Origin of the sequence: uncultured Spongiibacter sp. (assembly GCF_964011655.1) — a bacterium.
In the GTDB taxonomy this organism is placed as follows: Bacteria; Pseudomonadota; Gammaproteobacteria; order Pseudomonadales; family Spongiibacteraceae; genus Spongiibacter; species Spongiibacter marinus.
This window is the reverse complement of the sequence record NZ_CAXGPO010000006.1, coordinates 1-10,549: the sequence shown is the minus strand read 5'-3', so window position 1 is coordinate 10,549 and position 10,549 is coordinate 1. Positions and strand designations below refer to the sequence as shown.

The 10,549-nt window shown below is 56.4% G+C and carries 9 protein-coding genes and 1 other RNA gene; 1 reads left to right on the top strand and 9 read right to left on the bottom strand.

Annotated features, from left to right (window positions below; genetic code table 11):
• Positions 1-9: 9 nt before the first annotated feature.
• The 9 genes from mraY to rsmI form a co-directional block, all read right to left on the bottom strand.
• Positions 10-1,092, bottom strand: a complete 1,083-nt coding sequence (gene mraY / locus ABNS66_RS04620; RefSeq protein WP_027874539.1) for a phospho-N-acetylmuramoyl-pentapeptide-transferase — start codon at positions 1,090-1,092, stop codon at positions 10-12.
• Position 1,093: 1 nt separating this feature from the next.
• On the bottom strand, positions 1,094-2,455 hold the full coding sequence (gene murF / locus ABNS66_RS04615; RefSeq protein ID WP_286838416.1) for a UDP-N-acetylmuramoyl-tripeptide--D-alanyl-D-alanine ligase: 1,362 nt from the start codon (positions 2,453-2,455) through the stop codon (positions 1,094-1,096).
• Complete coding sequence (locus ABNS66_RS04610; protein ID WP_286838414.1) at positions 2,452-3,942, bottom strand: UDP-N-acetylmuramoyl-L-alanyl-D-glutamate--2,6-diaminopimelate ligase; 1,491 nt, start codon at positions 3,940-3,942, stop codon at positions 2,452-2,454. Before ABNS66_RS04610 ends, murF begins: the two co-directional genes overlap by 4 nt.
• Entirely contained in the window at positions 3,939-5,660 is a 1,722-nt protein-coding gene (locus tag ABNS66_RS04605; protein WP_204997300.1) for a penicillin-binding transpeptidase domain-containing protein, read from the bottom strand. The genes ABNS66_RS04610 and ABNS66_RS04605 overlap by 4 nt, the downstream gene beginning before the upstream one ends.
• Entirely contained in the window at positions 5,644-5,979 is a 336-nt protein-coding gene (gene ftsL, locus ABNS66_RS04600; RefSeq protein WP_204997299.1) for a cell division protein FtsL, read from the bottom strand. The genes ABNS66_RS04605 and ftsL overlap by 17 nt, the downstream gene beginning before the upstream one ends.
• Positions 5,980-6,912, bottom strand: coding sequence for a 16S rRNA (cytosine(1402)-N(4))-methyltransferase RsmH (rsmH, locus tag ABNS66_RS04595; RefSeq protein ID WP_286838411.1), 933 nt, complete (start codon positions 6,910-6,912; stop codon positions 5,980-5,982).
• Between the two features lie 9 nt (positions 6,913-6,921).
• Positions 6,922-7,365, bottom strand: coding sequence for a division/cell wall cluster transcriptional repressor MraZ (gene mraZ, locus ABNS66_RS04590; RefSeq protein WP_027874545.1), 444 nt, complete (start codon positions 7,363-7,365; stop codon positions 6,922-6,924).
• Positions 7,366-7,656: 291 nt separating this feature from the next.
• Positions 7,657-8,007: RNase P RNA component class A (rnpB, locus tag ABNS66_RS04585), an RNA gene on the bottom strand.
• A 45-nt stretch (positions 8,008-8,052) separates the two neighbouring features.
• Positions 8,053-8,898 carry a 16S rRNA (cytidine(1402)-2'-O)-methyltransferase gene (gene rsmI / locus ABNS66_RS04580; protein WP_286838408.1) on the bottom strand — a complete coding sequence of 282 codons (846 nt, stop codon included), beginning with the start codon at positions 8,896-8,898 and terminating at the stop codon, positions 8,053-8,055.
• A gap of 15 nt (positions 8,899-8,913) precedes the next feature.
• Between rsmI and ABNS66_RS04575 the strand changes: the two genes are divergently transcribed.
• The coding region (locus ABNS66_RS04575; RefSeq protein WP_348655232.1) for a penicillin-binding protein activator at positions 8,914-10,549 on the top strand (1,636 nt) is incomplete at its 3' end.

The following is a 10,549-nucleotide window of genomic DNA, read 5'->3' as shown; positions in this document are numbered from 1 at the left end:
ACTCTCTTATTACCGTAGTTTCAATGTTGCCAGGCCAAACAGCACCAGCATCACAGTAATGATCCAAAAACGTACGATTACCCGCGGTTCAGGCCACCCCTTTAATTCAAAGTGATGATGGATAGGCGCCATACGGAAAATGCGCCGTCCCGTCAGTTTGAACGATGCAACCTGCAAAATGACCGACACCGTTTCCAATACAAATATGCCGCCCATGATGAAAAACACGATCTCATGGCGGGTAATCACCGCAATACAACCCAGGGTTGCCCCCAGAGCCAGGGCGCCCACATCACCCATAAAAACTTGCGCGGGATAGGTGTTAAACCACAAGAAACCGAGCCCGGCGCCAGCCAGGGCGCCGCATATCACAATGAGCTCCCCTGCGCCCGCGACGTAAGGAATATGCAGGTATTCGGCAAACTTCACGTGCCCGGTAAGGTAGGCGATCAAGCCCAGCGCTGCGCCCACCAATACCGTGGGCAGAATCGCCAAGCCATCTAGACCATCAGTCAGGTTCACCGCGTTGCTGGCGCCAACGATCACGAAGTAACACAGCACCATAAACAGCGGCCCCATTTGCCAGCTGAGATTTTTAAAGAACGGGAAGTACAGCGTAGTGTCGACGGGGCTGTCTGCGGTGATATACAAGAAAACCGACGCACCGATGCCCGCAACACTTTGCCAGAAGTATTTCCATCGCGCGGGCAGTCCGCGGGGGTTGCGCTCGATAACCTTGCGGTAGTCATCAACCCAGCCCACCGCGCCGAAAATAAAGGTGACGATCAATACTGTCCACACGAAGGGGTTGCGCAGGTCGGCCCACAGCAAGGTACTGGTAAATATCGCGACCAGAATTAAGGCGCCGCCCATGGTCGGAGTCCCGGATTTACTCAGGTGGGACTTCGGACCATCATCGCGAATGGCCTGACCAATTTGATAGAAGTTCAACTTGCGGATCATCGCCGGCCCGACTAACAACGAAATAGCCAAAGCGGTTAACACCCCGAGAATGCCGCGAAAACTAAGATATTGGAAAACCGCAAATCCGCTAATATGCTGGCTCAGGTATTCTGATAACAGTAACAGCATGTCAGCTGTCCCCCTTGGACAATTGTTGTTGTAATACCTGCACCACGGCCTCCATTGCGGCGCTGCGGGATCCTTTAATTAGCACGGCATCAATGCCCTGTGTGTCATCAGCCAGCTGCGATAGCAGCGCTGAATTATCGCCATAAGCGCGCGCGCCCTCGCCAAAGCGCGCCGCCATCGCATTGGCATATTCGCCAACGACAATGAAACGCTCGATACCCGCTTTCGCGGCGTACTCGGCAATTCGCAGGTGCTGGTCAGCGGCGTTCTCGCCCAGCTCAGCCATGGTGCCAAGCACCAGTGCCCGCTGCCCTGGCTCATTGGCCAGAACATCAATCGCCGCTCGCACAGAGCCAGGGTTGGCGTTGTAGCTGTCGTCGATAAGCGTGACACCTGCAATTGTTTCCCGCGACAGCCGGCCTTTGGCATTTCGTACCCGCCGGAACCCCTCGGGCAATTGCCCAAGTTCAACGCCCATTGCTAATGCGGCCACCGCCGCCGCCAGGGCATTGGCAACCATATGGCGACCCGGCAGGGGCAACTCGACCGCTACGCTGCCCTCCGGGCAGTGCAAGGTGAATAGCGACTTCCCTGCCTGCAACTGAATATCGCTGGCGTAAATATCTGCCGACGCAGACTCGACGCTAAACGTGACCCGTCGGCAATGCGCGGCCCTTTCTTGCCAGCGCGAGCAGTACTGATCGTCGGCGTTAATGACCGCCAGGCCATCAGCCGGAAGGGCTTCAAATATTTCGCCCTTGGTGTTTGCCACGCCATCCAGCGAGCCAAAGCCTTCAATATGTGCCGGCTGTGCGTTGGTCAAAATCGCGACACGAGGGCTAGCAAAGTCGCACAGGTAGCGAATGTCGCCAGCCTTGGCGGCACCCATTTCAATCACCGCAAAATCGTGCTCAGCGCTCAGTCGCAGCAACGTAAGGGGAACACCCAGTTCATTGTTGTAATTGCCCGCCGTTGCCAACACATTGCCACGCACGCTCAACAGCGCCGCCAATATTTCTTTGGTTGATGTCTTGCCGCTGCTGCCAGTCAGCGCGACCAACGCGCCGCGGTATTGTCGGCGATTCTCCCGGGCAATTGCGCCAATAGCGGCATAGCTGTCTTCAACTTGAACGCAGGGCAGACGTTCACTCACTGTATTCACAAGCGCTGCAGCAGCGCCATTTTCCGCCGCTGCGTCAATGAAGTTGTGACCATCAACGTGCTTACCCGGCAACGCGACAAAAAGACTTTGGTCACGGCTACGGCGGCTATCGATCTCCACCGAAGACACCGCTACATCCTCGCCGTAAACGCGTCCCTGACAAAGTGCAGCGATTGTCGACAGCGACATTGGCTGAATCATATTGCCTCCCTGCGACCGATAGCCCGATGGGCCACCGCTAGGTCGCTAAAAGGAAGCTGTTGACCACCGATATCCTGGCTTTGCTCGTGGCCTTTCCCGGCTATAAGCACCACATCACCCGGCTGAGCACCGGTAATCGCCGCCAATATGGCACGCTCGCGATCAACCTCTGCCTCAACGCCACTAAGGTCAGAAATACCAGCGCAGATATCATCGATAATGTCTTGTGGCGCCTCGCTGCGAGGGTTGTCGCTAGTAACAAAAAGACGATCAGCCCCAGCGGCGGCTGCGCGCCCCATCAACGGGCGCTTGCCACGGTCTCGCTCGCCACCGCAACCAAACACACAAAACAGCTGGCCACTGCATACCGGGCGCAAGCTATCGAGCACTTTCGTCAAGGCATCTTCGGTATGGGCGTAGTCGATCACAACCAGCACCCCGTCTTCACTGCGCAAGCACTGCATTCGGCCCGGCACTGGCTGCAGAGCCTCCAATACATTGGCAATCTGCTGTGGAGCAATGCCCCGAGCGAGCAACACACCGCATGCGGCTGCCAGGTTGGCCAAATTGAAGTCGCCCAACAACGGCGTATCAATATCGATCCGCCCCCAGGGGCTGTGCAGCACGGCTCGGCTGCCGGAAATATCGCTTGCCAGCCGCTCAACATAGATCTGCGCAGCGGCATCACTCAGGCTGTAATCAATTATCTGCGACGCCGCTGCACTGGCTATCAATTGACGACCAAATTCGTCGTCGCGATTGATGACCGCCAGCCCCAGATTTGGCCAATTAAACAAACGGGCCTTCGCCGCAGCGTACGCCGCCATGCTGCCGTGATAATCGAGATGATCTTGGCTTAAATTGGTAAATATCGCCGCGTCGAAATGCAGCGCTTCAACGCGGTGTTGCGCCAAGCCGTGAGAGGACACTTCCATAGAGGCCCAGCGCGCGCCGCCCTCACACCAACTGGCTAGCAGCGCCTGTATGGATACCGCGTCGGGTGTGGTATTTCCGGCTGGTTTCAAGTCGCCCAGACGACCATTGCCCAAGGTACCGACGATCCCGCAGGGCTCGCCCATGGCCTCAAGCAATTGCGCCAACATCCAACTGCAGCTGGTTTTGCCATTGGTGCCCGTTATGCCTATCAGGCGCATAGCCTGCGAAGGGTGAGCAAAGTACTTACCGGCAATTTCACTAACGCGCTCAGCCAGCTGGTCAACGGGCAACACCGGCAACGACCATGCCGAAGTGTCACACGGCGCATCGGCAATAACCGCAACGGCACCTGCCGCGACGGCCGCATTGATATGGTCACGACCATCGTGAGCATGGCCTTTTAATGCCAGAAAAACCTGGCCCGGCTTAATTTTTCGGCTATCCAGGCACAGGCCAGCCACGGGAATTGCCGCCACATCGGCACTGACACCAGGCAGCAAGTCACCCAGGCTGCGCTCACTCGGCTTGCTATAGCGGGCTACAGAGGTCATGCGGCGGCATCCCCCCGGTCTTCGCCTTCGGCTTCAGGCTCAACATCATCCGGCGCAATATTCATCAAGCGCAGCGCGTCGGCAACGACACTGGAAAATACCGGCGCGGCCACTAGCCCGCCAAAATAATCACCTTCCGGCTCATCAATCGTCACGACTGCAACAATGCGCGGGTCACTGGCCGGCGCCACGCCGGCAAACAGCGAAAAATAGCGGTCTTCCGCATAGCCACCAGCAACGGCTTTGTGCGATGTTCCAGTCTTTCCTCCAACGCGGTATGCCGCTACGCGGGCTCGCGTGGCTGTGCCGCCAGGCTGCGTAACCAGCTCCAGCATATCAACCACCTGGCGGGCGACTTTCGGAGCAATCACCTGCCTGTGCTCGGCGGGCTCCTGACGCTTCAGCATACTCACCGGCTGAAACACGCCGTGGTTCGCAAATACGGAATAAGCTTGAGCGAGCTGGAGGTTGGTAACCGTCATGCCATAACCAAAGGACAACGTCGCCCGCTCGATCGCTCGCCAATTCGGACGGTTAGGCAGTACTCCGCTGCTCTCCCCGGGAAACCCGGAGCCGGTATCACGGCCAAAGCCGAATCGCTGAAAAACACGCCACACTTCTTGCTCGTCCAGCGACAGTGCAATTTTGGTAGTGCCGACTTGGCTGGATTTTTTCAATACTTCCGCTACGGTCAGCACGCCGTAGTTGCGATGATCTTCAAGTAGCTTAGGCCCCACCTTGATATAACCGGGGTGGGTGTTTATTTCGGTATCCGGCTGATAGCGGCCACTCTCGAGTGCAGCGACCAATGTCATCGGCTTCACCGTTGAACCCGGTTCAAACATGTCGATAACAGCGCGATTGCGCAGCGCGCTCGGATTAAGCTGACTGCGGTTATTCGGGTTGTACGAGGGTTGATTCACCATCGCTAACACTTCACCGCTCTTACTATCGAGAATAACGACCGAACCGGCTTTAGCGCCGGTTCGTTTAAGTGCTGCTTTTAATTCTCGGTAGGCCAAGTACTGCAAGCGTAAATCTATGCTGAGCTGGAGGCTCTTTCCGGGGCTCGCCTCCTTCCCGGCATCGATCTCCCTAATAATATTGCCGTACAGATCTTTTAATACTCGCTTGCGGCCGGGCTCGCCGTTGAGCCATTCGTCATAGGCCAGCTCTAAGCCTTCCTGACCTCGGTCATCGATATTCGTAAAGCCCAGTAAATGTGCCGTGACCTCACCCGCGGGATAAAACCGCCGGTATTCGCGCTGCAGGTAAACCCCTGGCACTTTTAATGCGAGGATAGCTTTCGCGTCTTGCGGTGCGAGATGGCGGCGCAGGTACATAAACTGGCTATTGCTGTAACGCTCCATTTTTCTGGACAACTCTGCAACCGACATCGACAGTGCACGCGCCAGCTTCGGCCAGGCGTCTTTCTGTTTGCCGAGCTCTCTGGGGTTTGCCCAAATTGACGCTACCGGTGTGCTAACCGCCAGCGGTTCGCCATTGCGGTCCGAGATCATGCCACGGTGCGCGGGAATGACTTCGCTGCGAATCGTCCTGGCATTACCCTGCCCCTGCAGGAACTCATAGCCGCGATCAACATCAAGCACCTGCAAGGTCAGGGTGCGCGCAAGCAGCATGGCAGCCAGCACCAGCAGGCCGGCCACAACAACGCGAAACCGCCAAGGCGATATCGGTGCTTTAACCTGCTTTGCCATAACCCCTAACCATTTCTACCTCACGCATATCAGGCGCTTTCATTTTTAATTTATCTTCAGCCAGACTCTGCACTCTATCGGGCGACGCCCATGTGCTCTGCTCCAACAACAGACGCCCCCACTCTTCATCTAACTGCATAGCGTCGCGTCGCAAATCTTGTAGTTCACTAAATAACTTGCGCGATTTGTGCGAGCTTTGAATCAGCGCCAACGCTGACACCAAAACCAGAACAAACAGCAGCGGCACCCAAAACCCGCCAAAAGGCGCAACCTCAGCATTCTCACGCTGCTTTTTTTTCGGCTTGCCAGCGGCCGCCACCTAGCGCTCCCCCAGTTTTTCAGCAACTCGCATCACCGCGCTGCGCGCTCTGGGGTTCGCTGTCACCTCTTGCTCACTCGGCTTCACTGCTTTACCGACCAGTCGCATCGTCCGCCCAACCTGATCATCGGTAACAGGCAAATACGCCGGCACCGACTCGCCCTGGGCTTGTCGACGCATAAAACGCTTTACGATGCGGTCCTCCAGCGAGTGGAAACTGATAACAACCAACCGACCGCCGGGCCGCAGGCGCTCAACAACTTTTTCTAGCAGGCGCTCTAGGTCGCCCAATTCGTTATTGATGTATATGCGTATCGCCTGAAACGCTCGCGTTGCTGGGTGCTTGTGCTTCTCCCAAGAGGGGTTCGCCTCCGCCACAATTTTTGCCAACTGCAGCGTTCTTGTTATTGGCTGTTCCGCTCTAGCCTCAACAATCGCTCGCGCGATACGCTTGGCAAAGCGCTCTTCGCCATAGACTTTGAGCACCCGCGCGATATCGCTCTCTTCCGCCTCAGCCAACCACTGCGCTGCACTCTGGCCTGACTCGGTATCCATGCGCATATCAAGGTCGCCATCGCGCAGAAAACTAAAGCCGCGTTCGGCTTCATCCAGCTGCGGCGACGAGACACCAAGATCAAGCAGCACGCCGTCGACACCCTCGCGCCAACCGGCACACTCCAGCAATTCGTCCAGCTCGGCAAATGAACCTTTGCGCATCTGGAAACGCTGATCTTCAGCCATTAAGGCAGCGCCAGACTCACAGGCACGAGGATCTTTATCGATCCCCATTAGCAGTCCCGCTTCGCCCAAGCTTTCCAGGATTAACCGGCTGTGGCCGCCACGCCCAAACGTTCCGTCCACATAGCAGCCATCACTTGGCCCCATGAGTGCCGAAACCGCCTCGTTGCGCAGTACCGTCAGATGCTGTTCCAAAGCGCCCCCTTAAAGTGACAGCGACAGCATTTCTTCCGGCATCGACTCATCGTCATCGCCGGTATCGAGCTCCTGGTTCCAGCCCGACTCACTCCAAAGCTCTAATTTTTTCCCCTGCCCGATAAGCATCAATTTCTTTTCTAAATTTGCGTAGTCACGCAGGGTCTGTGGCAATAACACGCGCCCATTGCCATCAAGCTCAAGCGGCGTGGCATAACCAAGCAACAAGCGCTGCATGCGCCTGGCCTTGCGATGGATATTGGGCAAGGCCTCAATTTTTGGCTGTAAATCCAGCCATTGGGGCTCGGGGTAGACCAACAGGCAGCGCTCTTCTGTGTGAGCAGTGACAACCAAACGCCCCTCACACACGGACGACAGGGCATCGCGCACTTTGGCTGGAATCGCCATGCGCCCCTTTGCATCCATTGTGATTGCGTAGCTGCCGATAAACACGCTAGCCCACCTTTATCCCTTCAGAATCCACTTTCACACCACCTAAACCCACAAAATGCCACTTTTCACCACTACGCGACACTATATGAACTGTGCAGCATTTATGTCAAGGAAGACGCACCGCAAAACGCAGGGATTTTTCGCAAATATGTTGTGAAATGGCAGGTAAAATCGCGGAACTTGCAAAAACAAAGAAAACTAAGGCATAGAAAACAAGCACATAAAAACACTACTTAAAGTAAATCCTTAAGTAGATAGCTCGTTATCGGAGAAATAATCAGAAAGAGAAGAAAAATGAGTCGGCCTATAAGCCGGGTTCTGTCGTGGACGACCATTCATCTGGGGCCTGCGTCACCGCAAACCTCAAGCAGCCTACCCGAATCCACTGCGGGTCGCAGCGTAGGATTCCTATTTGGCCTTGCTCCAAGCGGGGTTTACCATGCCACGAACTGTTGCCAGTCGCGCGGTGCGCTCTTACCGCACCATTTCAACCTTACCGGCAGCCGAAGCTACGTAGGCGGTATATTTTCTGCTGCACTTTCCGTAGGCTCTCGCCCCCCAGGCGTTACCTGGCGCTTTACCCTATGGAGCCCGGACTTTCCTCCCCGCGCTTGCGCGCAGAGCGGCCGCCCAGCCGACTCAACTGTAAGAATAACCAGTACTTTAAAAAGACACAAGCCCGAGCGGCTATTTTTTTAGGGGTTGCTCTAACCCGTATTGATAAAGACGGTTTTTCTTAACACCGGTAAGCTTCGCCGCTATCGAAGCGGCCTGCTTCATCGGCAGTTCGCTGCGAAGTATATCGAAGCAGCGCACTACCTCCGGACTAAGGTCGCCCTCCTTCGCCTGATACCCAGCCACCAACAGCACACACTCACCCCGCTGCTGATTGCGATCGCCAGCCACCCACGCAGCCAATTCATCAGCGGGAAGCCTTGCCACCGTCTCATATAATTTAGTGAGCTCCCTCGCCAACACCACCACACGATCACCGCCAAAGCACCGCGCTATATCCCGCACACAATCCAGCAACCGATGGGGAGCCTCATAAAAAATCATGGTGCGAGGCTCTGCTTTGAGGGCATCCAGCTGCTTGCGGCGGGCCTGCTCTTTGGCGGGCATAAACCCTTCAAATGTAAAACGGTCTGACGGCAAACCTGCGACCGACAGAGCCGCTATCAGAGCGCTTGCTCCAGGAATGGGCGATACCCGAAACCCCTCCGCCAACACTGCATCGACAAGGCGATAACCGGGGTCTGAGATCAGCGGCGTACCGGCATCAGAAATGAGCGCGATACTACCGCCGCTGCGCAGAATATCGAGCAAGCGATCGGTATCCTTGCTGCCGCTGTGGTCATGGTAGGCGATCATAGGGGTAGTAATACCGAAATGCGCCAATAAAGGGGCGCTGCGGCGCGTATCCTCCGCTGCAATCCGATCTACCGATTGTAGGACTTCCAGCCCTCGGGGTACCATATCGGCGAGATTCCCGAGAGGTGTGGCAACGACGAAAAGCGTGGGAGTCGACTCCAAAAGGACTATCCTCTAATGAACCAGCTGGCGAAGACTAACAACGGCATAATGATGAAGACAAGATTTTTCGCGCTCGCGATCATTGGCGCAGCACTCGCTGCCTGTTCCAGCGCACCGAGTTCGCCAACCGCTACGCAGCAGGAACCCCTGACAAGCTACGATGAGATTCGCCAGCGCCCCAGCACCCCGATAAACCGGCAAGCACTCGAGTTTAACCCTGCCACGGCGAAATCCGAAGATGTTGAATTGTGGCTGCAACAAGCCATGAGTCTGGACCCAGAAGCCGCGCAGGAGCTTCAACTGCGCGCGGCCGAAGTGCTTCTTAGAGACGGAGAGATGGGGCGCGCGGACGACACCGTACGAGATTTGGTCGCACCGGAATTAACCCCGAATCAAGCACTTCGCCTGGCCCTTGTCAGAGCGCGAATTCACCGCGCGCACGCGGAATTTAGCGAGGCGCTGATCCAGCTGTCAGATCCATTAATTGAGCAGGCAATGCTGGAAGCCCCCCTTCGGCGCCAACTGCAATTCAGCCAGCTTAGGGCGTCGCTGTTTGCCATTGAGGGCGACCACCTTGCCGCCGTACGGGAATGGATATTTATCGATCCGCTGCTCACCCGCAGTCAGCAGGAGCAGAACCGCGATGCTATTTGGCAATCGCTGATGCAGATTCCAACGTCCGTACTGCTCGACAAACTCGACAGCGCCAGCAACCGCGACTATCTTGGCTGGCTCGAGCTTGCCTCGGTTGCCAAAGACAATCAGGGCGATATTGAAGCGCAGATTCGCCAGCGCGATACATGGCTGGCACGCTGGCCCAACCACCCCGGTCGCCACCCACTACCCGGCGGCCTGGATCAGCTCGACAGCCTAATTGTTGACCAGCCCACGAAACTCGCGCTCATCCTGCCATTCACCGGGCGCTTTGCCAGTTATGGCAAGGCCATACGCGACGGCTTTATCGCCGCCTACATGCAGGCGCAGGAAAACCAGGCCAGGACCCCGGAAATTATTCTCTACGATAGCGGGAGCGGCGACATCAATCGGCTGCTCGATCAAGCCATTAGTGATGGCTGCGAATTGGCTATCGGCCCTCTGCGCAAGGAAAAGCTCGACGAGCTGATTAGTCAGCACCCCAAAATGATGCCGATCCCCACCCTGGCGCTCAACCGTATTGAAGGGGATCAATTCCCCAGCGGCCTCTATCAATTCGGCCTTAACCCGCAAGATGAAGCGGAGCAGATTGCGGATATTGCGCGCAATAAAGGCCTACAACGAGCGATGATCATCACCCCAGAGGGCAACTGGGGCAGCAAGGTGGCACAGGCCTTCGCCCAGCGCTGGCAACAAGCCGGCGGCTATATTAGCGACAGCACCAACTTTAACGCTAAATCCAACGACTATTCCAAGCGCATAAAACAACTGCTTCATATCGACCAAAGTGAACAGCGTCGACGTCGACTGCAACAAATTATTGGCATGACGCCTTACTTCGAACCCTATCGCCGCAGCGATGCCGACATGATTTTCTTGGTGGCTCGCCCGAACGAAGGCCGCGCCGTGAAGCCGCTTTTGGCCTACCACTATGCGGGCGACCTACCCGTCTACGCGACCTCACATAGCTACCGCGGCAACACTGACCGCTCCCGGG